Here is a 22940-nt window from a genome sequence, read left to right on the forward strand (position 1 = left end):
ACATGATCCACTTGAACACCGCAGGCGCCGGGCTCATGCCCGACGTGGTGGCGAACGCGATGCTCGACTGCCTGCGCAGGGAGGTGGAGTACGGCGCGTACGAGACCGAGCTCCACTACGACAAGATCCTCCAGCACGAGGTCTACGAGCGGATCGCGACCCTGGTCGGCGCGCCGGCCGACGACGTCGCCTTCTTCGACAGCGCGACGCGCGCGTGGGTTCGAGTGGTGTCGAGGCTGGACCTCAAGCCGGGCGAGAAGGTCTGGGTGAGCCCGTACGAGTACGCGGGCAACCTGATCTCGCTGCTGGCGTTGCGCGAGCGGACCGGATGCGTGATCGAGACCATCCCCACCACCGCGACCGGCGACCTCGACCTGGAGTGGATGAGCGCGCACGTCGACGGTGACGTCGCGTTCGTCTCGATCACCCACATCCCGTCCGGCTGCGGCATCGTGAACCCGGTCGCCGAGATCGGCCGGATCCTCGCGGGGCACCGCGCGTTCTACGCGGTCGACGCCTGCCAGTCGGTGGGCCAGGTGCCGATCGACGTCGCCGCGTTCGGCTGCGCCCTGCTCACCGGCGCGGGCCGCAAGTTCCTGCGAGGGGCGCGCGGAACCGGATTCGCCTACGTGGCGCCGGAACTGCGCGCCGCGTTGCAGGTGGAGACGTACGACTTGCACGTCGCCCGCGCCGACTCGCCGACCTCGTACGTGGTGGAGGACGACGGCGCCCGGTCGCTCGAACTCGCCGAACGGACCACCGCCGCCGTGCTCGGCTTCAACGCGGCGCTCGACCATATGTCCACAGTGGATGCTTACGGGAACCGCGAGGTGTACCAGGCGTTGCGCGGCACGCTGGCCGAGCTGCCGGTGGAGATGATCGAGCCCGGCACCGTGCACTCGGGCATCGCGTCGTTCCGGCACGCGACCGTCTCCGCCGAGCGGATCCGCGACGGACTGGCCGAGCGCGGCATCAACGGCTGGAAGATCCGCGGTGACCACACCCCGATCTACATGGGCGAACGTGGCATCGACACGGCCGTCCGGCTGTCCGTGCACTACTACAACACCCTCGACGAGGTGGCCGCGGCAGGCCAGGCGCTCGCCGAAATCCTCGGCGCGTGAGCATGTCGGCGCGCGTTCTCACGCGGTCGTTCACCGAAGCCCTGGTCCCCCGGACCAGGACCGGACGGATGCTGACGTTCTGCGCCGGGATCGACTCGTTGACCATCGGCCTGTTCCTGGCCGTGCCGACGCTGTACTTCGTGCCCCAGCTGGGCATCTCGGCGGTCACCGTCGGGCTGGCGCTCTCGGTCGCGAACATCGTCGGGCTCGTCTCTCCACTGCCGTTCGGCAGCCTCGCGGACCGCTACGGCGCGAAACGCGTCTACGTCGGTCTGATGGCGGTGCGCGCGGCCGGGTTCGTCAGCTACGTCTTCGTCACCGAGGTGGCCGGCTACCTGGTGGTCACCACGGTGATCGCGGGGGCGACCCGAGCGTGCCTGCCGTTGCTGCAGGTGATGGTCGGGGAGGTGGTGGACGACGACGCCCGCACCCGGACGATGGCGTCTTTGCGCGCGTTCAACAACATCGGCCTCACCGGCGGGTTCCTGGTCACCGGGCTCGCCCAGCTCTCCGGCGTCCGCCTGGGGTTCCAGGTGGCGTTCGTCCTCGCGGCGATGGCCCTGCTCTCCGCGGCGTCGATGATGGTGCTGATCGGTCGAACGGCCGTCGCGCGGCCGAAGTCGGTGGCGGTGGACGAGTCCGCCGCCCGGACGCCGTTCCGCGACGTCAGGTTCCTCGTCCTCACCGCCGCGAACGCCGTGATGCTGTTGCACGACGCGGTCCTGTTCATCCTGGTGCCGCTGTGGCTCGTCCGTGAGGGGCTGCCAGGCGTGATCAGCCCGCTGCTGCTCGCGGTCAACACCGTGCTGACCGTGCTGTTGCAGATCATGCTGGCCCGCAACCTCAACGGCGTCGCGCAGGCCGCGCGGATGCTGCGCAGGGGCTGCGCCGTGCTACTGCTGGCGTGCGCGTTGTTCATGGTCGCCGAAAACCTCGGCGGAGCGCTCGCGCTGGTCGTCATCGCGACGGTCGCCATGACGGTGGGCGAGAACCTGCACGCGATCGCGGCCTGGGAGATGTCGTTCGCCATGGCGCCACCCGGTGCCCGTGGCCGGTATCTCTCACTGTTCGGCGCGGGAGCCGGGACCGAGCTGGTGTTCGGTCCGGTGCTCGTGACGGCGGTGATCCTGCCTGCCACGACCCTCGGCTGGATCCTGCTGGCGGTGTTGTTCACGGTCGCGACGACACTCATGGTCTTGGCGGTCCGGCCGCTGACGTTACGAGAGGAAGCAATCCATGTCTGAACACGTCCTGCTGTTCGGCAGCGGCCCCAAAATCGACTACGGCTCGTTGCTGCGCGCCCATCCAGGCGTGCGGACCAGCATGATTTGCCGCATCGAGTACCTGACGAAGGTCATGGCCCCGGAGGGGCACCAGCGCGTCCTGACCGTGCGCAAGGACGCGCCGATCAGCGAGGTCGTCGCACTGGCCCGCGCGATCCACACCGAGGATCCCATCACCCGCGTCGCCGCGTTCTGGGAGCTCGACCAGGACCGCGCCGCCGCGGTGGGTGAGGCACTCGGCCTGCCAACGCACAGTCCGGACACCGTGCGGGTGGTGAACGACAAGGACGCCATGCGCGAACGCCTGCAGACCTCCGGCGTCGACGAAACCGCCGCCGCCCTGGTGCGTTCCGCCGCCGACATCACCGCGTTCGGTGCTGCTCACGGCTATCCCGTCGTGGTCAAACCGGTCGCGGCGGCAGGCAGCTGTGGTGTCGGAGTGGTCCGTTCGGCCGAGGAGGCCGAAGCGGCCTATGCCGCCGCGACCGGCGACTTCCTGGGCGTCACCAGGGCAGAGGTGATGGTCGAGCAGTTCCACACCGGCCCGCAGTACAGCGTCGAGGCCTTCAGTGCCGACGGCAGGCACATCATCGTTGCCGTGACGAAGAAATACTCCGACCCGCACACGCTGGTCGAGCTGGGCCACGTCTGCCCGGCGGAGCTCGACCCGGCCGACCGGGCGGCGATCGATGGCTACATCGGCGACGTGCTGAAGGTCCTCGGTGTCGACTTCGGGGCGACCCACAACGAAATCGTGCTGACCGCCACGGGGCCGCGGCTCATCGAGACTCACCTGCGGATCGGCGGCGACTTCATCTTCGAGCTCGTCCGCGAGGCCACAGGGGTCGACTTCATCGACCTGCAGGTCCGGCAGACGCTGGGTGAACCCGTGCTGGAGGGGGTGCGCTCAACCCTGGACGCTCAGCGAGCTCCTCGTCATGAGGCGATCTGGTACGCGCCGCCCGCCACCGGCACTCTCCTGGGGATGACGGCACCTGAGTCGGTGACCATGCTGCACGAGCCTGGTACCGATCTGGCGGACTTGGCAGGCTCGTGGTCCCGGCTGGCGAAGGCCCGTGCGCATGGCGCTACCGCGGAGGAAGCCGTTACGGCGGCGCAGGACGCGATTCGTTCCGCCACGTTCGACATCCGCGTGACGCCGGGCGTGCCGCCGACGGTGTGACCACCGGGCCTGGTTCGGACCTCGGGAGGCTGCGTTGCCGGCGGCCTCCCGATAACGAGCAGGCTCCGCGGCTCACCCCGAGTCGCGAATGCCGCTGGGATCTCGGATGGCGAACTGCTGGGCGATGTGTGCCACGCGTGGATCGAACAGAATCGAACGATCGCGCGGAAGCCGGGGCTGCTGTTGGGGCTGGGGGGAGGACCTGCGCGCGGAGCCGGTGTCGCTGCGGGCGGCGTACGTGCGCGACCTGCTGAATGAGGAGGCCTCCACTCCGGCGCTGGACGAGGTGATGGCCAAGATCGCTGGTGTTTTACGGCTCGTCGAGGGTTCCACAGAGCCTCTGAGGAGGCGGTGATCCGTCTTGTCGCATAGTCCGTGATCGTTTGTATCCCGTATATGGCTTCCGGATGACCACAGGACATACGGGAGGCCTGGGGCTGCAGGCGAGCCAGACGGCACCGGGGGCTGACGTATGGCATTCCGTGTCGTCAAGAGGCGGACGGAATGCCGGGAATATGCCCGGCGGTGGTCTGACCGCCGCCCCTGAACCTGGACACGTACCTGGTTTGCCGACCTTGCCCGACGCGTATCGGTGTTCTGGACGTGCAGGTGACATGGGCAGGAGTGGTTCTCGGACGGCCCCGAATCCGGATTAGGCCGACGACAGAAGAACGGACGTTTGGGTTGATATCGCGATACCGCTTTCTGTCAGAATGACAAAAAGCTAGCCTGGGTGCATGACCGACGACCGATGGGTGCCTCCCATCGTCCTGCTCGCCGTTGACCTGGTGATCCTGACGTTGCGTGAATCGATCCTGCAGGTGCTGCTCGTCGAACGCGGCGTCGAACCGTACAAGGGCGCCCTTGCGCTACCCGGTGGGTTCCTGCGGCATCTTGAGGAAGACCTCACCGCCGCGGCTCACCGGGAGCTGTCGGAAGAGGCCGACCTGAACGTCGAGACCCTGCGCCTGGAACAGTTGGGCGTGTACGGCGAGCCCGGCCGTGACCCGCGCGGCCGAGTGGTGTCCGTCGCCTACCTGGCGATCGCGCCACGATTGCCGGAGCCGACAGCCGGGACGGACGCGGCCGACGCCCGATGGCAGCCGGTCGATCGTGTGCTTTCCGGAAACCTGGAACTGGCCTTCGACCACCGGCGAATCGTCGCCGACGGCGTCGAGCGCGCCCGCGTCAAGCTGGAGCACTCCGCGCTCGCGACGGCCTTCTGCGGGCTGACCTTCACGATCACCGATCTTCAGGAAGTGTACGAGGCGGTGTGGGGGATGCCGCTCGACCCCAGGAACTTCTATCGCAAGGTTCAGAAGACCGACGGTTTCATTGTCGCGGCCGGTTCGGCGCGCAAGGCCGCGACCGGGCGACCGGCCCAGCTGTTCAGGGCCGGACCGCGTGAGGTCCTGTACCCACCGATGGTCCGGCCTGCCGAACCGTCGATCGGAGAGGAGAAGTGAAGTGAGTCGTCCAATCGTGATCCTCACAGCACTGGATCTTGAATACCAGGCGATCCGCGAGAAACTGGTCGACCCACGGTTGCACCGGCACCGGCAGGGCACCCGCTTCGAGGTCGGCCAGCTTGCCACCGGCCGGTGCCAGGTCGCTCTTGTTCACGTCGGCAAGGGCAACCAGTCCGCGGCGGTGCTGGCCGAACGCGCCATCGCCGAGTTCGCCCCGGCCGCCCTGCTCTTCGTGGGGGTGGCGGGTGCCCTGCACTCCCACATCGCTCTGGGAGATGTGGTGGTGGCGACGCACGTCTACGCCTTCCACGGCGGAACGAGCGAGGACGACGGGTTCAAGAGCCGTCCCCGGAGCTGGGAGACCTCGCACAGCGCTGACCAGATCGCCCGGCATATCGTCCGCGACGGTTCCTGGCGGCAAGGTCTTTCTGTCGATGACCGGGCCCCCGAGGTGCACTTCGGGCCGATCGCCGCCGGTGAGGTGGTCCTGAACTCCAGGATCTCCGCCCATGCCCGCTGGATCCGAGAGCATTACAACGACGCGCAGGCGATCGAGATGGAAGGTGCGGGCGTGGCGCAGGCCGGGCAGCTGAACAAAGCCCTGCCGGTGGTCGTGGTGCGGGGCATCAGCGACCGGGCCGACGGCACCAAGGAGGCCACGGACCGCGAGCGGTGGCAACCGCGGGCGGTGGCCAACGCGGCGGCGTTCGCCGCCGTTCTGGCCGAAGAGCTGGCCGCAGAGGGAAGAGACGACCAGTCCTCGGCAACGGGCACCGGAAGGAGCACGGTAATGGAGGAGACGACCCGGAACGTCGCGAAGGGGAACGCGCGGGTGGGGGTGCAGGCCGGTACGGTGAACGGCGGCATCCGGATAAGCCTCGGATCGAACCCTCCGGCTGACCTGGGAGAGGCACTCGTCGGCTTCCGCGCCCGGCTTCAGCGGGCGCGGGCGGCCGGTCACCTGGACGAGGACACTTACGTGGCAGCGGAGGCGGAGCTCACCGCAGCCGACGAGGCGCTGGAGACGGACACCTTGCAGAGCAAGGGCAGACTGACGCTGGCGCTCAAGAAGCTGCGCGGGCTCATCGGTGACGTAGCCGATCTGGCCGCGGAACTGGCGGTCATCATCGCCTTGGCGCAAGGCTTGTCATGATGCCACCGGATGCCACCACGACGAATGTCGCCGGGGATTCCGCGCACATCGGTGTGCAAGCGGGAACCGTGCATGGCGACGTCTCCGTCTACACGACATTCGCCGACGACCCGCCTGAGAGGAAGTTCGAGACGGGGGTTCGCTTCCTCGACGGCGGCATACCTGGACGGGCGTGGCAGCTTATCAATGAAGCCGTCATGACTGGATATCGCACTGACGAAGCCTGTTTCCATTGGCTGCTCGCCCTGGTGAGCGGCAGAACGCGCCGGGAGCTCTCCGAAGAGGAGGCCGGCCTGCTGCGCGCCGCGCCGGGCAGATTTCAGCTCGCCGACGACAACGCATGGGCGGATGGCGTGCAGGCCGTCTACCGTCTGTTGGACTCTGCGGAGAAGCCCGAGGCGGACGTCCGCGTCATGTTGAAGGAGTTCGACGGGCTCGGCCACGTGCAGCGCGCCATGATCCTGCGACATCTGGAACTGTTCCTGGACGGGCCGCTCAAGGACCAGATGTGGTACCGAGCCTTTACCCGGGCCGAGCAGGATCAGATGGCCGGTGACCGGACGGAGCGGGTCTGGAAGTTCTTCGAACCCGTCCCGGCCGGGCCGAGGGAGCGGAAGACGCACCCACCCGTGATTCCCGCCTCCATCTGGATCCAGGCCGTGACGGCGACCGCCGTCCTCACCATGGCGGCGGCCTACATCGGCCACCTACTGGCGAGGGAAGGCCGATTCTCGGCGCTTGCCGCCTGCGTGCTGAGCGTCACCGGCGCCTACCTCGGCGCGCGCGACGGTGTGGAATGGTGCTTTCGCACTGTGCGCCGCCGTGCGAAGGACAGGGAGTACGGGGTGCCCCGGCAGCACGGGACCGGCACGCCGCCCGGCGGGTTCGCCAGAGGAGTGGACCAACGGTTCGATCACTACTTCGCCGTGTACGTTCCGTCCGGCGTGGACCGTGCCACCTGGTTAGCGGCGACCGCAGGGATTCGCAAGAGCATGTGCGATGAGGTAGTCGAGACCTACCGGGAGGCGAGGATCGGTGTCGAGAAGATCTCCTGGCTGATCCGGCATCGGGTCGGCGACGTCAGAAAGCGCTGGGAGAAGGGCACGCTGTGGAAGTATCGCGAAGAACTCGCGACACCTCCGTCCGTGAAGATGGTGACGATTCTCGGGCTGGCCGCCCTCGCTGGCGGAGGGATCTGGGCGGTGGGCGACGCGCTGCTGATTAGCCCGCTGGACGTGAGCTGCTCGGTGGTTCTTGTGCTGATGGGCGGGTGGGGCGCCGCCCGCGCCTGGTTGAGTATCGTCCTGGAACGCCGGCGGTCCGCCGCCGACGTGGCCGAGAGCGGGCGGACGCTGGAGGAGGATAGGGCGGCCTTCGTCCGGTGGAAGGTGAAGCTGGCTGACAAACCCGAGGATCGGGAAATGGCCGCGTGGCTGGATTACGATCGGAAGGTGTTGCTGAACGAGGCGCTGCGGCACTACAAACTCTCCATGAGCGATGTCATCGCCCATGCCTTCATCGAGACCCGCGCCGGCTCGGCCAAGCGCGCGCGGGTACGGGGCGGCCCCTGGCGCCACCTGAGATACCGGATCATGGTCTTCCTCCTCACCACCGACGGGGTGCGCCAGCTCACCGTTGAGCTCGATTTCAAGCAGGGCACGTTTCACGACCGGCAGCGGGACAACTACCGCTTCGAGGTGATCGCAGCCGTACGGGTGAGCCAGTCGGACGACGACGAGCGGACCTTTGAACTCGCGCTCGTCAACGGGCAGGACATCAAGGTCCAGGTGACAGGCCCAGGGATGGAGGAGCTCCAGCAGGGCGAAGCCCCTGGAACGGTGTCCGAGGTGACGCTGGACGCCGCGGGCCTTCACCACACCCTGCACGTCCTGGAGGGCATCGCCGCTGAGGGGAAGGGGTGGATCGCGCAGTACCGACATGGAGAGCCGCCGGGCAGCGTCACAGCCGTCATAGGAGGCCCTGCGAACTGACTGCGGACGACGGTACGGTCTGTGAGGTCCGTTTCCACATGATGGGTTGAGGCAGTGTCAGCGGAGGACGTATCCAGATCTGCAGAAGACCTGGTGTAAGTCAGCACGAACCCCAACAGATCCCCAGCCGATGGAGACGACATACCACGGTCTCCGTGAATCCCAGGGCGATTCAGCCGCAGTGCCTCGATTCGCCAGTCGTAAACCATGATCCGGAAAACTCATGAATGGTGCAAAATTAGCCGCATGAGACGCCCCCCCGCCGCCTTCCTGGGTACCGCCGGGCATCGGCGTACGGGTGGCGGGGCTCGTCGTCCACGGAGGGCTGCTCTACGTGGGCACAGGGCCAGCGCGTCCAGCACGTCGTCCAGCGCACGCGTGAACGCGGGGGACGTCTCATACAGTTCACGTCCCATGCCGGGCCGCTGGCCGCCCTGCCCGGCGAACTGCACCGCCAGCCCCACAGTTGCCGTCGGCGTCGGCGCTGAAGGGTTTGCGCCGGCCTCGGGGGCGAGACCGCGCTGCCTACTGAACTCGATGTACGTGCGCGGAGTGGACATCACGGTCGCCTCGCCGACCACGGCGAGATCGCAGTCGCCCGCGCGCAGGCCCGGACCGCGAGGTGCAGCGCGACCAGTGACGAGGAGCAGGTGGTATTGACGGTGAGGGGCGGGCCCTCGACGCCTTCGGCCTGGTAGCGGCGGTACCAGATGTAGTACGCCTGCCGGCTGATCCCGTAGTAGCGGCACGTCAGCGCGACGTTGCCCGAGACCTCTTCGACGTGACGGATGACGGCCAGGCGCCGCTTGGCCTCACGATCCAGTGGGGGGTTCGGGGTGGACATATTGGTCTCCGTAGTGGCCGGAGACCCGGGTGTCAACGATGTCTGTCAGTTTTAGAACGCCTACCACGCGTGGATCGAGGGAAACCGGATCATCGCCCGGAAGCTGGGCCTGCTGCTGGCACCGGAGGAGGACCTGTGCTCGGAGCCGGTTCTGCTGCGCGCCGCTTACGGGCCGGGCTGGTATCGGCTGGATGCCGACGGCGGAGCGGTATGGGTAGGGGCGATGCTGTGGTTGTGACCCACGCCGGAAATACGTGACGCTCGGGACTCGAATTCGTGAGTCCCGAGCGTCGACGTTTTCAGCCGCTATTACCGGCCGTTCGGGTAGCCGAGCTTCCTCAGGCCGGGCTGCCGCCGGCAGGTCCGCGGGGTGTCAGCCCATGTGCGGGTAGCGGTGGTCGGTCGGGGGGACGAAGGTCTCCTTGATCGTGCGGGCGTTGACCCAGCGGATCAGGTTGAAGATCGAACCGGCCTTGTCGTTGGTGCCGGAGGCGCGGGCGCCGCCGAAGGGCTGCTGGCCGACCACGGCACCGGTGGGCTTGTCGTTGACGTAGAAGTTGCCCGCCGCGAAGCGGAGCCGCTCCGACGCCGAGGCGATCGCGTAGCGGTCCTGGGCGATGACCGCCCCGGTCAGCGCGTAGGGCGAGATGCCCTCCATCTGGTCGAGCACCGCGTCGAAGTCCGCGTCGTCGTAGACGTGCACGCCGAGGATCGGCCCGAAGTACTCCTTGACGAAGATCTCGTCGGTCGGGTCGGCCGACTCCAGAATGGTCGGCTTCACGAAGTAGCCGGTGGAGTCGTCGTAGGAGCCGGTCAGCACGTTGATCGAGTCGAGTCCGCGGGCCCGGTCGATCGCCGCCTTGTGCTTGGCGAAGGCCCGCTCGTCGATGACCGCGCCCATGAAGGTGGACAGGTCGGCGGCCACGTCGCCGATGGTCAGCGACTCGGCGGTGCCGACGAGGTCGTCGCGGATTCGCGACCAGACCGAGCGCGGCACGTAGGCGCGGGAGGCCGCCGAGCACTTCTGGCCCTGGTACTCGAACGCGCCCCGGATCAGCGCGGTGGTCAGTACCGCGGGGTCGGCCGAGGGGTGGGCCAGCACGAAGTCCTTGCCGCCGGTCTCCCCGACCAGGCGGGGGTAGGACCGGTAGGAGGCGATGTTCGCGCCGACCGTGGACCACAGGTGCTGGAAGGTCGCGGTGGAGCCGGTGAAATGGATGCCGGCCAGTTCCGGATGGGTCATCGCGACCTCGGAGACGGCGGCGCCGTTGCCGGTCACCATGTTGACGACACCTGGCGGGAGCCCGGCCTCCTCCAGCAGGCGCATGGTGAAGTGCGCGGCGAACTGCTGGGTGGGCGAGGGCTTCCAGACGACGACGTTGCCCATCAGCGCCGCCGACGCCGGCAGGTTCCCGGCGATGGCGGTGAAGTTGAACGGCGTGATCGCCAGGACGAAGCCCTCCAGCGGGCGGTACTCCATCCGGTTCCACACACCCGGCGACGACACCGGCTGGTCGCTGTAGAGCTGGCGCGCGTAGGCGACGTTGAAGCGCAGGAAGTCGATCAGCTCGCACGCCGCGTCGATCTCGGCCTGCTGGGCCGACTTCGACTGGCCCAGGATGGTGGCGCCGTTCAGCGTCTGCCGGTACGGCCCGGCCAGCAGGTCGGCGGCCTTGATGAAGATCGCGGCCCGCTCGTCGAACGACAGGGCGCGCCAGGCGGGCGCGGCCTTCAGCGCCGCGTCGATCGCGGCCCGCACGTCGTCGGCGGTGGCGTCAGCCGTGCGGCCGAGCACGGAGGCGTGGTTGTGCGGCTGGACCACGTCGATGGAGGCGCCGCCGCCCATCCGTTGTTCGCCGCCGATCGTCATGGTCAGGTCGAGTTGCGCTCCGGCCAGTTCCTTGACGCGGTTTTCGAGCGCGCCGCGTTCGGCGCTGCCCGGCGCGTAGCCGAGAACGGGCTCGTTGGCCGGGGCCGGGACGTTGGAGATGGCATCCATCACTTGCCTCCAAGGGCGCGAAGAAAGAAGGCGATGTTGGCCGGGCGTTCGGCGAGACGACGCATGAAGTAGCCGTACCAGTCGTCACCGTACGGGATGTAGACGCGCATCGTGTGGCCGGCACCGGCCAGGGACTGCTGTTTGTCGGTGCGGATCCCGTAGAGCATCTGATACTCGTAGTCGCCACGGGAGCGGCCGAACCGGTCGGCGAGGGTCTCGGTGATCGAGATCAGCCGGTCGTCGTGCGTCGCCACCATGGGGTAACCCCGCCCCGCCATGAGAATCCGCAGGCAGCGGACGTAGGCCTTGTCGACCTCGCCCTTGCTCTGGTGGGCCACCGAGGCGGGCTCGGCGTAGGCGCCCTTGACCAGGCGGATCCGCGACCCCTCGTGGGACAGGTCGCGGCAGTCGTTCTCGGTGCGGAACAGGTACGCCTGCAGGGCGACGCCGGCGGACGGGAAGTCCCCGCGTATCGAGCGCAGGATGCCGAGCGTGGAGTCGACCGTGGTGTGGTCCTCCATGTCGAAGGTCACGCTCGCCCCGGCGGCGTGGGCGGCCTCGCAGATGCCCCGGGCGTTCTCCAGGGCGATCTTGTCGCCGTCGGCGCCGAGCGCCTGGCCGACCGCGGAGAGCTTCACCGACACCTCGGCGCGGGTGCTGAGACTCAGCTCACGCAGCGCGTCGAGCAGCACGATGTAGGCGTCGGCGGTCTGGGCCGCGGCCTTGGCGTCCCGGGTCTCCTCACCCAGATGGTCGATGGTGACGGCGAGACCGGCGTCGGTCAGCCGGTGGACGGCGCTGACCGCGTCCTGGACGGTCTCGCCCGCGACGAAGCGGTCGACGACCTTGCGCGTCAGGGGGACACCGGAGACCGTGCGCCGGACCACCGGCACCCGGGATCCGGCGAGAAGAAGGGAACCGAGCATGCTCCTAGACTAAAACCTCAAAACAGTCAACCCCATATGCATCTGCCACGACCCCCGGGAGCCGCGTTCATACAGATGCACAACAATGGAGGAGTGCTACAGGAGACAGTAGATGAGATCGCCACCCGGCTCGGGGCCTCCGCGACCCTGGAGGACCGCTCGTTCCAGCTCCTGGCCTACGCCGCGCAGAGCGGCGACATCGATCTGATCCGCCAGGAGTCCATCCTCCGCCGCCGCGCGACCAAGGAGGTGCGGGCCTACTTCGAGGGGTACGGCATCGCCACCGCCAAGGGGCCGGTCCGTATCCCCGCCGACGCCGAACTGGGGGTGCTGGCCCGGGTCTGCGTGCCGTTGCGGCACCACGACGTGACCTACGGCTATCTGTGGCTGCTGGACGACGGCACCCTTGGCGACGCCGCGCTCACCTCGGTGTCCGCCCTGGTGGCCCGCGCGGCGGCCACACTCGCCCAGGACATCCGCCGCCGACAGGACCTGGGCAGGAACCTGAGGGAGCTGTTCTCCTCCGACGCCGAGGAGCGCTCCTGGGCGCTGTCGCACCTCGATGTGGCCGGCCCGGTGGCGGCGATCGCGGTGCGGAGCTCACTGGAACGGGTCGGCGCGCTCTGGACGCTCCCGCGTGGCGTGCTCGCCGACCCCGGCCTGCTCGCCCAGGGGGAGCCGCTGATCGCGCTGCTCGCCCCGGCCGGGCAGGCTCTGGAGGTGGCCGGCCGGATCCAGGCCATGTACGGCACGGCCGCCGGGGTGGGCGACGTCCGTGCCGAGCCCGCGCAGTCGTGGCGGAGCTGGCGGGAGGCCGTACAGGCGCTCAGGGTCGCCGACAGGGTGCCCGGATTCGCCCCCGTCGCGGTCTGGTCCGGTCTCGGCGTCTACCGGACGCTCACCCGGCTCTCCCCGCCCGACCTGCGCGATCTGGCGGGGGAGGTCGCCGGGCTCGCCGGGGATCCGGAGCTGGCGAGGACGGTGGAGGGCTATCTCGACCGGGCCGGTCACGTTCAGGAGACCGCGGCGGTGCTCGGTGTGCACCGCCAGACGCTCTACTACCGCCTGGGCAAGGCCGAGCGCCTCACCGGCCGTGACCTGGCCGACGGCGAGGACCGGCTGCTGATCCACCTCGGCCTCAAAGCCGCCCGCCTGCTCTGACCGCCCCCGCCGGTCTGCCTCCGGGAGCCGGGGGAGTCTGTGGAAGCCGGGGAAACGGTCAGAGCCGGGCGCGGTAGATCTTCACCCAGTCGACGTACATGCTGACCGTCTCCGGGGTGGAGGCGCCGCGGCACGGTGACCAGCGGTTACACGTCACGTCGTTCTGGAGTGCCAGGTGCATGGAGTGCCCCCTGGGCACGTTGGCCCCGGTGTAGTCCCACACCTTCCGGCCGTCCAGCCAGAAGGTCAGCCGGCCGGGCAGCCAGTCGACCGCGACCGTGTGCCAGCGGGTGAAGTCGGCACGGACCTGCCGCTGGGCCTGGCGCCGATCGCCCCGGTGTACGAAGATCCCACTCGACCGGCGGCCCGGGTCGATGATCTCGGTGAAGTCGACCTCGGCGTAGTCCGGCCTGCCCTGGCTGTCCGGCCAGAGCAGTGCCAGCGGGGTGTATCCGGCTCCGCGCTCGGCACGCAACCGGACCTCCCACCGGCCGTACCGCTGTGACAGGTGGCTCGCGATGCCGCCGGAGAGATCTCTGCCTCCCGTGACACCGCCCTTGAGCCGGAGCATGCCGCCGCCCACGCTGACGGCGCGACGGGTCCGGGGGTTGGTCTCCGCGCCGGGGGAGTGGTAGACGGCCCAGCTGCGGCCGTCGATCCGGGTGCCGTCGAAGTCGTCCGTCAGAACGGGGACCCCCCACTCGCCGGCGCCCTGTGCGGAGGTGGGGGCGGCGGAGGCCGCCGACGGGGTGGTGAGGAGCGGGAACGCCAGGGCCGCCGTGATGACGCCCAGAAACGTGCGGCGAATCGACATGCGCCTTATCAAAGCAGCGATTTCACAGCAATAACAGAGGTATTCCGTTTTCGCCTCGATACCGGACATCCTCCGCTACTGCCTGGTATCCGACTGTGCGACCATTCCCGCATGAACCACACAGACCCGGTACGGCAGGCACTCACTCGGCTGGTGGAGTCCGGCACGCTCCGCGCCGAGCAGCTGGAACCGGTCCTGACGGCCGTGAACGACGCCCTGCGAGTCCGCGGGGCCGCGGGCCGGGTGCGATGGAGTGAGATCGTCGCCTACGTCGGCGGCGGGCTCGTCCTCGCCGGTGCGGCGACCTTCGTCGGCCTGGGCTGGGACCGGATGACCGTCCCGGCCAGGGTGGTGGTGCTGACGGTGGTCACGGCGCTGCTGCTCGGGGTGGCCGCCGGGCTCGGCTGGTCGGCGCGGTCGGCGACCGGCAGGGCGGGCGCCGTACAGCACCGGGTCGCCGCCACGCTGGCGGCGCTGGGCTCGGGTACGGCCGCCCTCTGCGCGGGGGTCGTCGCCGACCGCTACGAGACGCTGCTCGCCGGAGTGGTGGGCCTGTCCGTGGCCGCGGCGGGGTACGCGCTGCTGCCCGCCGCGATCGGCCTGCTGGCCGCCGGCATGCTGGCCCTGGTCGCCGTCACCGGGCTGCTGGAGGTCCTCGCCCCGCAGGGCGGCGCCGCCCTGGGGGTCGGTTACATCGTGCTGGGCACGCTCATCCTGGCGCTCGCCCTCGGCGGGCGGCTCGTCCCCCGCGGGCTCGCCCTGGGGATGGGCGCGGCCATCGCGCTGTTCGGCGGACAGTGGCCCCTGCTGTGGGAGGAGAAGGTCTGGGGTTACTCGGTGACCGCGGTGATCGCGCTGATCTGCCTGGCGCTGTACACCTGGGAACGCACCTGGGTGCTGATCGTCGCGGGTGTGGCCGGGCTGACGCTGGCGATTCCCGAGGCGGTCTGGCACTGGACCGACGGGGCCGTCGGCGGCGCGGTGATCCTGGTCCTGGCGGGGGTCGTGCTGCTGGCCGCGAGCGGCCTCGGCGTCCTCCTGCACCGCCGTACGGCGCAGGCGCGCCCCGTCTCCTGACGCCGGCCGTTCCCACCGCCGTACGAAAAGCCGGGGTCCCCGAATCGGAACCCCGGCCGGTGCTCCGGGCGGCGTCACCCCGCGCCCGACGGCGCTCGACGGCGCTCGGTGCGCTCGGTCAGTGCTGGGTGGCCATCGCGCTCTCGTAGACGTGGAGCAGTTCCTGGCTGATCCGCTCCCAGGAGTAGCGGGACCGGGCCCGGTCGGCGCCCGCGAAGCCGAACGCGGTGCGCCTGGTGGGGTCGGCGAGCAGCTCACGGGTGAGCCGGGAGGTCTGCGCGGGACGGTCCGCCGGCACGAGGAGGCCGGTCACCCCGTCCACCACGGAGTCGAGGTGGGCGCCCACGGCCGAGGCGACGACGGGCACGCCGCACGCCATCGCCTCCAGGGCCACGACACCGGCGGGGGCCTCGCGCGGCAGCGAGACGACCACGTCGGCGCTGCGCATCAGCTTGGCCACCGAGGTGTGCGGCACCCGGCCGAGCAGGGTGATCCGGTCCTTCACCCCGACCTCCTCGGCCAGCAGCATGACGCGGTGCGCCTCGGCGTCGTGCTTCAGCTCTCCGGCGGCGGGCCCGCCCGCGATGATCAGCTCGGCGTCGGGGATGCCCTCCAGCGCACGGATCGCGGTGTCCACGCCCTTGTCCTGGGTCAGCGGACCCACGTGCAGCAGCCGGGGCCGGGTCCCCCTGGCGGCGGACGGCCCCTGACGCCGGAAGCGCTCGACGTCGACACCGCACGGAACCACCGAGATGCTGTGGCGCGGCACGCCCATCCGGATCAGCGAGGACTCCTCGTCGCCGCATCCGGCGATCACCGCGCCGGCCCGGCGGCCGATCGCCCGCTGAAGCCGGGCCTTCCTGGCGTCGTTGGTGTTCTCGACGCTGAGGGTCTGGGTGAACGGCACGTTGAGACCGTTCGCGCCGGCGATGGCGGCCAGGCCTCCGGTCCAGGAGTACGCGTGGATGACGTCCGGGCGGTTCTGACCCCAGCGGCGCATGAGCTGGTCGCCGAGATCGGACAGGTAGGGCAGCACGCCGTCCTCGGGAAGGTCTGTGGCCGGACCGGCGGGAAGGTGCTCCAGTGTGACACCGGGAAAGACGCGGACCCGGGGCCTGTCGGTGTCGGAGTTTCTCCGGGTGTAGATGGTGACCCTGTGCTCACGGCCCAGTTCGCGGGCGACGGCCATGAGGTGGGCCCGCTGTGCGGCGATGTCGGCCTGGCTCTGCGAGGCGGAGGGAGCATCGGAGGAGACGAATGCAATGTTCACGGCACACCTCTGTGAGGAGATTAGGCATGAAACGCCTGTGATTCCTTCAGGGATGCCTGCTTCTTAGGCACTCATCGGTAATGCCCATCACCATACCCAACTCCCGCCCGCGGGCAAACCTTGGTTTTGTCCGACTTGCCGGAAATGTTGCTGACGGATGCCCGGGGCGCAAGGCCGTCCGGGCGCCCGGCCACCCCGGAGTCCGGCCGCCAGGTCACGGAACGTGAGCGACCGGCCGCCAGGTCACGGGGCGCGGTCGCGGGACCGTCACGTCGTGGGGCACGACCGTCGAAGCGTCCTGTCAGACCACGCGCAGCGCGAGTATCACGACCTCGTCCCAGACGCGTCCGCCGGAGAAGGCGTGCCGATCCTCCTCCACCGTCTTGACCACCTCGGCCGGAGACCGTCCCACGCACCGCGCCAGCACGTCGGCCAGGCGGCTCTCGCCGTACGCCTCGCCCTGGTCGTTCCGCGACGTCACCAGCCCGTCGGAGTAGAAGACCAGGGTCTGGCCCGAGGTCAGCCTGAGCTCCTCGGTGAACATCTCCGCCTCGGGGGCGATGCCGAGCGGCACGCCGCCGCCGGCGGTGAACCTGACCGCGCCGTCGGGCTGCAGGATCGCCGCCGGATGGTGCCCCGCGCTGGCCAGCCTGATCCTCCGCGCCCGGACGAACCCCGCCACCGCCATCACGAACATTCCGTTGTTCTGCGCGACCAGCGCGTGGTTCAGCTTGCGCAGCGCCTCACCCGGGTCGGACTCCCAGACGCTCACCACCCGCAGCCCGTTGCGCACCATGGCGCTGACCGACGCCGCATCCTCGCCCTTGCCCGCGGCCCCGCCGAGGGCGAAACCCCACCCGTTCTCCACCGGGAAGACGTCGTAGAACTCGGCGCCGACCGGGCTGGAGCCCGCGTGGTAGATCGCCGCCGCCTCGAACCCCGGGATGTCCGGCAGGCTCCGGGGCACCACGCTGGTCCGCAGCGCGTCGGCGGCCTGGGACCGCGTCTGGAAGCTGCGCCGCGCGCGCAGGGCCAGTCCGAGATGGACGCCGATCTCCTCCATCAGTCCCAGATCGGCCAGGGAGAACGGCTCGCGGTCGCGCAGCCGCAGGAGGGTGAGGGCGCCCAGCGCGCCGGCCTCGCCCTGGATCGGCACCACGAGCAGCGACGCCCCGCCCATCACCCGCAGCAGCGGCGGCCCCCCCGGGACCTCGCCGAGCAGCGTCTCCTCCTCCAGCATCTCGTGGACCACACCCGAGCCACCGGTCAGCACATGGGCCACGGCCGGTGCCGCCAGCGGGCTCAGCCCCTCGATGAGGCGGACCAGTTCGGTCACCGGCTTGTCACTCGGCCCCAGTACGACGGCGCGCCGGGGCATGCCGTCGCGCACCACGTCGGCGATCACCCAGTCGGCGCTCTCGGCGGCCAGCAGCCGCGCGGCCCGGGTGACGGTCACCGGCTGCCGCAGGCTCTCCTCGTCGAGCAACAGCCTCGTCATCCTGGACAGCAGCTCCTGACGGCGCGCGGCGGCCAGGACCAGCGAGGCGTCCGACCGGTCGGCCGGTCCGGGGTGAGCCCCCGCCACCTGGGCCTCCAGCGGGAGGATCACGACCGCGGTCATCTCCTGCGGCTCGCCGGGCATCGTCAGCCGGGTGACGGCGAGTTGCACCGTGTGCGCGCGCCCCTGGTGGGCCAGCCGGGTCTGGAACGTCGCCGTCTGGCCGCCCTGCCGCACCGCGGTCAGGTGCGAACGGAACGCCGCCCGCCGGGAGACGTCGACGAGCAGCGGGAACGAGCGGCCGATCAGGTAACCGGCCGGGCTGCCCAGCATGTGGGAGGTCTCGGCGCTGATCCGCCGGACCACCCCCGAGGCGTCCAGCACCACCACCGGGACGGGGAAGGTGCGAAACACCTGCCGGAGCAGCTTCAGCTCCCGCTGGGAGCCGCTCTCCCGCTCGCCGGACCGCCTGGGCGTCTTGCGCAGCTCCCGCAGGGACGCCTCCAGCAGCTCCCCGGCGGTGTCCAGCTCCGCGAGGGCCGCGTCAAGTGTGGACCTGGGGTCGGCGGGGTAGGCGGACCTCGCCTCGCGCAGAGAGGAGACCCTGGTCGTGAGCGCGTTGAGCGCCTGCTCCAGGGCCTGAAGGCCAATGGCGTCGGTCAATGCTCATCCTCATCAGCGGGCCGGGATGGGGCCGGCCCCATCCCGTAGACGGTACGCCACCCGGTGGATCGGATCGATGCGCGGTCAGATAGTGATTAAGTTAGCGAAATCGGGAAGGGGTTTCGTGACATGGACATGGTCACTCCCGTTCTCGCCCGAGATCTCGCCACTCTGGGCAGAGTCAGCGAGGAAACCTCAAGCGAGAGCGTGCTACGGGGCCTCACCGCCACACTCGCGAGCGGGGTGCCCGGTTGCGCGGGCGGCTCCGCCGAGCTGTGGCGGGAGGAACGCGTGGTCGTCTCAGCCTCGCACAGCGAGCTCATCGTGCTCGTCGAGAGCGAGGGCGACCTGGGAGACGGGCCGTCGGCCGAGGCCCGTTCCACCGGCCGGCCCGTGATCGTCCAGGACGTGCTGCGCGACGACCGCCGGCCCGCCTACGCCGCCATGGCGGTCCGCTGCGGGGTCCGTTCGGTCCTCGCCATGCCGATCACCGTCGAACGCGCCGTCCTGGTCCTCGGTCTCTACGGCGTGCGCCCCGGCGCCTTCGTGAACCGGAGCGTCGCCCCACTGGCCGACATGCTGGCCGAGCAGGTCACCGTGGCGCTGGCCAACATGTGGGACTACGACGAGGTCCGCACCGACGCGGCCCAGATGCAGGAGGCGCTGGCCGGCCGGGCGATCATCGACCAGGCCAAGGGCATCATCATGAAGTCCAGCGGATGCTCGGCCGAGGCGGCCTTCGACGAGTTGCGCCGGATCTCCCAGCACCACCAGGTGAAGGTGTCCGACCTGGCCAAACTGCTGGTCGACGAGCACCGCCGCAACCAGGGCGGCCAGGCGAACTGAGCGGCCGTTCCACGGGGAGCCGGTGGGGGAGGCGGGAGGTCGTCCGCCGGGAATCCGCCGGGGAACGCGCTAGCCGAACGCGGCCAGCGCGTCGTCGATCGTGTCGTAGAGCGGCAGCCGCTGGGCCAGGCCGGTGATCCACATCACCCTGGTCTTGGCGTACTCGACCCCGATGAGGGCGAACCTGCCGCCCCCGTTGGTGCTGAGCTGCCAGTGGTGCACGATCAGGCCGAGCGCGCGGGAGTCCATGAAGGTCACCCCGCCCAGGTCCAGCGCCATGTCGAGGCCGTGCTCGTCCACTTCGGCCGCGAGATGGTCGGCGAACTGGTCCCTGGTCGTCGCATCCAGCACGCCGGTCACCCGGATCACGTTGATCCCACCGACCAGCGCCGACGTGAGAGTCAGGGCCGCCGCTCTCTCGCCGTTCTCCGACACCGTCACTCAGGTCCTCCTAGAGGTTCGATTAGCAACCCTACTGTTACCTGCAGGCGAGCAGTACTCCCGGAATTGGGGTAATACTAGAGACGAGGTCCAGCAGAGGGCCTCGCCTCGAAAAGTGGTCGAGGCGATGCCGTCTGCCCGGATGTCGCTCCGTGGCGTCGGTGTCGTCCGACAGTCATATCAGGGAGCAGCGATGTCTGTTCAGGCCCTCGAAATCATCGACATGACCGCCGAGGACCTCCTCGCCGAGATGGTTCTGCCCGAGATCTCCGAGTACCGTGCCGAACGCCTGCGTGAGCGTCTGGTCGAGATGCATCGGCCGCTCGCCATGGAGATCGCCCGCCGCTACCGCTACCGGGGCGAACCGCTGGAGGACCTCCTCCAGGCCGCCTACGTCGGGCTGATGAAGGCCATCAACGGATTCGACCCCACCCTCGGTCACGCCTTCCGCGGCTACGCGGTGGTCACCATGACCGGCGAGGTCAAGCGCCACTTCCGCGACCGCACCTGGGCCATCCGGGTGCCCCGCGTCTATCAGGAGCGCAGGGCCGAGCTGAACCGGCTTGTCGCCGACCTCAGCCAGGACCTCGGCCGCTCCCCGACGGTGGCCGAGCTCGCCGTCAAGATGAAGATCTCCGAAGAGGACGTCCTGCTCACCCTGGACGCCTCGGCCGCCTACAGCGCGCTCTCGCTCGACGCGCCGCTCGGCGGTGACGACGACGCGGCCGCGCTGGGTGACGTGATCCCCGACGAGGACGACGCGCTGGATGTGCTCGTGGACCGTGAGGCGATCAAGCCGCTGATCGACAAGCTGCCGCAGCGTGAGAAGAACATCCTGCTCCTGCGTTTCTTCGGCAACCTCACCCAGGCCGAGATCGCGGCGGAGTTCGGAATCTCCCAGATGCACGTCTCCCGTATCCTGCGGAAGGTGCTGGACCAGCTCCGAGCGGAACTGGTCGCCGAATGCTGAATACACCGCCCCTTACCGGGCACCCCAGTCGGCGACCGCACGACGTGGCGTAGGGTGCGTTTGAATGATCCCCAGGTGCTGACGACGAAGGCGCCGTGGGACAGGGGAGGCGGATCTCGCGTGAACGAGGACGGTATTCGTCCGGCTCGCTTCATGGCGAGTGGCGACCGTTCCCGGCTTTCCCCCGCCGGAGCCCCCGTGGCCGAGCTCGCCTTCTGCCTGCCTGACCTGCCTGACGTGCGGGACTTTGTCACCGCCCAGGCCCTGCGAAGTGGAATGTCGGAAGAGGGCTTGGCGGACTTCCTCGTGGCGGTGAACGAGGTGGCCACCAACGCCGTCACACACGGCCATCCCACCGCCAAGGCCGTGCTGCGGATGTGGGCCGTCGGCCGCGGGATCGTCGTGGAGGTCCACGACGAGGGCCGGTGGAGCCCCGAGGCGTCCCCGGGCCGGCTGCCCCCCGGCCCGCACGCCACCAGTGGCATGGGCCTGTGGGTGGCCCGGACGGTCAGTTCCGACCTCACGATCGAGACCGGGGCCGCGGGCACGTTCATCACGATGTCCTTCAAGATTTGAACCGTTTTTCTGGGTAGGGGCGGTCTATGACCGAACCTGCCCGCATCCTGATCGTCGGCGGTGGCTACGTCGGCATGTACGCCGCCCTGCGGCTCCAGCGCGAACTCCGCCGTCACGAGGCACTGATCACCGTCGTCGACGCCGACTCCTACATGACCTACCAGCCGTTCCTGCCGGAGGCCGCGGCGGGCAACGTCGAACCCCGGCACGTCGTCGTGCCCCTGCGCCGGGTCCTGAACAGGTGCAGGATTCTCAACGGCTGGGTCGTCCGCGTCGACCCCGAGGCCCGTACCGTCGACCTCCGCCCGCACGGCGGCCCCGGCCGCACCCTGGAGTACGACCTCCTGGTCTTCGCGCCCGGCTCCGTCTCCCGCACCCTGCCCATCCCGGGCCTGGCCGAGTGCGGCATCGGTTTCAAAACCCTCGAAGAGGCCATCCACCTGCGCAACCAGGTGCTCAGCCGACTCGACCTGGCCGACTCCACCACCGATGAGACGGTCCGGGCCAGGGCGCTGACCTTCGTGTTCGTCGGTGCGGGCTTCGCCGGCGTCGAGGCGCTGGCCGAGCTGGAGGACATGGCCCGCGACGCCTGCGCGTACTATCCGACGATCGAGCCCGGCGACATGCGCTGGTTCCTGGTGGAGGCCACCGACCGCATCCTGCCCGAGGTCGGCCCCGAGATGGGCCGCTGGACGCTGGAACAGCTCCGCGGCCGGGGGATCGACGTGCGCGTCCGTACCCGCCTTCGGTCCGCGGTGGACGGCCACATCGTGCTTGACGACGGCGCCGAGTTCGACGCGGACACCCTGGTGTGGACCGCGGGGGTCAGGCCGCACCCGCTGGTGCGCGACAGCGGGCTCCCGACCGACGACAGGGGCCGGGTGAGGGCGACCGCCGAGCTGACCGTCGAGGGCTTCCGCGACGTCTTCACGGCCGGAGACTGCGCCGCCGTGCCCGACCTCACCAAGCCGGGGGAGATGTGCGCGCCCAACGCCCAGCACGCCGTACGGCAGGCCCGCACGCTGGCCGCCAACGTGGCCGCCACCCTCAGGGGCCGGGAGCGCAGGCCGTACCGGCACGCCTACGCCGGATCGGTCGCCAGCCTGGGACTCCACCAGGGCGTCGCGCAGATCTACGGCCACAAGCTGCACGGCATGCCCGCCTGGTTCATGCACCGGACCTACCACCTGTCCCGCGTTCCCACGCTGAACAAGAAGGTGCGTGTCCTGATCGACTGGACCCTCTCGCTGCTCTTCCGCAGGGAGATCGTCTCCCTCGGCCAGCTCAGCCAGCCTCGCAAGGAGTTCGAACGGGCCGCCAGAGCGGACCGGGAGGACAGGACGGAGCGGGCGGTCCTCGGCTGACTCGCCCGTCCCGGCCGGTGCCCCGGGACCCCGAGGGGGGGCGCACCGCAGGACCGTCTTGTTCACACGGTCTCGCGGCGCCCTGGGGATCGCGGCACCCTGAGGCGCCGGAGGGGGCGAGGTCCCAGGGGCCCGAGGGTCTGCCGTCGATCCACGGGCCTCGGCGTCCGCCTGCCAGTCGAAGACCCGGGGCCTGAGGAGGTCTCGCCGGAACGGGGCTTCCGGGGTCGCGTCGGGCGGCCGGATCCTGACCGGTGGCCGGAGCGCCGACGGGCTCGGCGGCTGGTA

General features: G+C 69.6%; 18 protein-coding genes and 1 pseudogene. 12 read left to right on the forward strand and 7 right to left on the reverse strand.

What is annotated here, in order from left to right; translation table 11 throughout:
• The first annotated feature begins 2 nt into the window (after positions 1-2).
• The 6 genes from ACWEF2_RS10235 (at position 3) to ACWEF2_RS10260 (ending at position 8203) form a co-directional block, all read left to right on the forward strand.
• The gene (locus ACWEF2_RS10235; protein WP_453813761.1) at positions 3-1124 is read left to right on the forward strand and encodes an aminotransferase class V-fold PLP-dependent enzyme; all 1122 of its coding nucleotides are present in this window, start codon (positions 3-5) and stop codon (positions 1122-1124) included.
• Between the two features lie 68 nt (positions 1125-1192).
• Entirely contained in the window at positions 1193-2368 is a 1176-nt protein-coding gene (locus tag ACWEF2_RS10240) for an MFS transporter (protein WP_453813763.1), read from the forward strand.
• On the forward strand, positions 2361-3590 hold the full coding sequence (locus ACWEF2_RS10245) for an ATP-grasp domain-containing protein (RefSeq protein WP_453813765.1): 1230 nt from the start codon (positions 2361-2363) through the stop codon (positions 3588-3590). Before ACWEF2_RS10240 ends, ACWEF2_RS10245 begins: the two co-directional genes overlap by 8 nt.
• Before the next feature lie 737 nt (positions 3591-4327).
• A complete protein-coding gene (locus ACWEF2_RS10250) occupies positions 4328-5056 on the forward strand; it encodes an NUDIX hydrolase (protein ID WP_453813767.1) in 729 nt (242 codons plus the stop codon).
• Position 5057: 1 nt separating this feature from the next.
• Positions 5058-6212, forward strand: coding sequence for a 5'-methylthioadenosine/S-adenosylhomocysteine nucleosidase family protein (locus tag ACWEF2_RS10255; RefSeq protein ID WP_453813769.1), 1155 nt, complete (start codon positions 5058-5060; stop codon positions 6210-6212).
• A gap of 197 nt (positions 6213-6409) precedes the next feature.
• A complete protein-coding gene (locus tag ACWEF2_RS10260) occupies positions 6410-8203 on the forward strand; it encodes a hypothetical protein (protein WP_453813771.1) in 1794 nt (597 codons plus the stop codon).
• Positions 8204-8424: 221 nt separating this feature from the next.
• Here the strand turns inward: ACWEF2_RS10260 and ACWEF2_RS10265 are convergent.
• From ACWEF2_RS10265 to ACWEF2_RS10275, 3 genes and pseudogenes are all read right to left on the reverse strand, one after another.
• Positions 8425-9047, reverse strand: a pseudogene (locus ACWEF2_RS10265) (beta-ketoacyl synthase N-terminal-like domain-containing protein).
• A gap of 373 nt (positions 9048-9420) precedes the next feature.
• On the reverse strand, positions 9421-11046 hold the full coding sequence (pruA, locus tag ACWEF2_RS10270; protein WP_453813773.1) for an L-glutamate gamma-semialdehyde dehydrogenase: 1626 nt from the start codon (positions 11044-11046) through the stop codon (positions 9421-9423).
• Complete coding sequence (locus ACWEF2_RS10275) at positions 11046-11972, reverse strand: proline dehydrogenase family protein (RefSeq protein WP_453813775.1); 927 nt, start codon at positions 11970-11972, stop codon at positions 11046-11048. The genes pruA and ACWEF2_RS10275 overlap by 1 nt, the downstream gene beginning before the upstream one ends.
• Positions 11973-12047: 75 nt before the next feature.
• Here ACWEF2_RS10275 and ACWEF2_RS10280 point away from each other — a divergent pair, with 75 nt between their 5' ends.
• Positions 12048-13133: a PucR family transcriptional regulator gene (locus tag ACWEF2_RS10280; protein ID WP_453813777.1), complete on the forward strand. Its 1086-nt coding sequence runs from the start codon at positions 12048-12050 to the stop codon at positions 13131-13133.
• A 58-nt stretch (positions 13134-13191) separates the two neighbouring features.
• Here ACWEF2_RS10280 and ACWEF2_RS10285 read toward each other — a convergent pair whose 3' ends face one another.
• Positions 13192-13947 (reverse strand): glycoside hydrolase family 16 protein, encoded by a 756-nt coding sequence (locus tag ACWEF2_RS10285; protein ID WP_453813779.1) that lies wholly within the window; start codon positions 13945-13947, stop codon positions 13192-13194.
• 111 nt (positions 13948-14058) lie between these two features.
• Here ACWEF2_RS10285 and ACWEF2_RS10290 point away from each other — a divergent pair, with 111 nt between their 5' ends.
• A complete protein-coding gene (locus ACWEF2_RS10290; RefSeq protein WP_453813781.1) occupies positions 14059-15024 on the forward strand; it encodes a hypothetical protein in 966 nt (321 codons plus the stop codon).
• A 118-nt stretch (positions 15025-15142) separates the two neighbouring features.
• On the opposite strand, the gene ACWEF2_RS10295 is transcribed toward ACWEF2_RS10290, so the two are convergent.
• Both ACWEF2_RS10295 and ACWEF2_RS10300 read right to left on the reverse strand, forming a co-directional pair.
• Positions 15143-16294, reverse strand: a complete 1152-nt coding sequence (locus ACWEF2_RS10295) for a glycosyltransferase (protein WP_453813783.1) — start codon at positions 16292-16294, stop codon at positions 15143-15145.
• Between the two features lie 301 nt (positions 16295-16595).
• Positions 16596-18455: a SpoIIE family protein phosphatase gene (locus tag ACWEF2_RS10300; protein ID WP_453813785.1), complete on the reverse strand. Its 1860-nt coding sequence runs from the start codon at positions 18453-18455 to the stop codon at positions 16596-16598.
• 129 nt (positions 18456-18584) lie between these two features.
• Between ACWEF2_RS10300 and ACWEF2_RS10305 the strand changes: the two genes are divergently transcribed.
• Positions 18585-19301, forward strand: coding sequence for an ANTAR domain-containing response regulator (locus ACWEF2_RS10305; protein ID WP_355590501.1), 717 nt, complete (start codon positions 18585-18587; stop codon positions 19299-19301).
• Between the two features lie 69 nt (positions 19302-19370).
• Here the strand turns inward: ACWEF2_RS10305 and ACWEF2_RS10310 are convergent, their stop codons facing one another.
• Complete coding sequence (locus tag ACWEF2_RS10310; RefSeq protein WP_453813788.1) at positions 19371-19742, reverse strand: STAS domain-containing protein; 372 nt, start codon at positions 19740-19742, stop codon at positions 19371-19373.
• 193 nt (positions 19743-19935) lie between these two features.
• On the opposite strand from ACWEF2_RS10310, the gene ACWEF2_RS10315 reads away from it, so the two are divergent.
• The 3 genes from ACWEF2_RS10315 to ACWEF2_RS10325 all read left to right on the forward strand — a co-directional run bounded on the left by ACWEF2_RS10315 (position 19936) and on the right by ACWEF2_RS10325 (position 22652).
• Positions 19936-20712: a SigB/SigF/SigG family RNA polymerase sigma factor gene (locus tag ACWEF2_RS10315; protein ID WP_453813790.1), complete on the forward strand. Its 777-nt coding sequence runs from the start codon at positions 19936-19938 to the stop codon at positions 20710-20712.
• 75 nt (positions 20713-20787) lie between these two features.
• Entirely contained in the window at positions 20788-21288 is a 501-nt protein-coding gene (locus tag ACWEF2_RS10320) for an ATP-binding protein (RefSeq protein ID WP_453813792.1), read from the forward strand.
• A gap of 26 nt (positions 21289-21314) precedes the next feature.
• Positions 21315-22652 carry an NAD(P)/FAD-dependent oxidoreductase gene (locus tag ACWEF2_RS10325; protein WP_453813794.1) on the forward strand — a complete coding sequence of 446 codons (1338 nt, stop codon included), beginning with the start codon at positions 21315-21317 and terminating at the stop codon, positions 22650-22652.
• Positions 22653-22940: the final 288 nt, after the last annotated feature.

The sequence above is a fragment of the Streptosporangium sp. NPDC004631 genome, assembly GCF_053601935.1.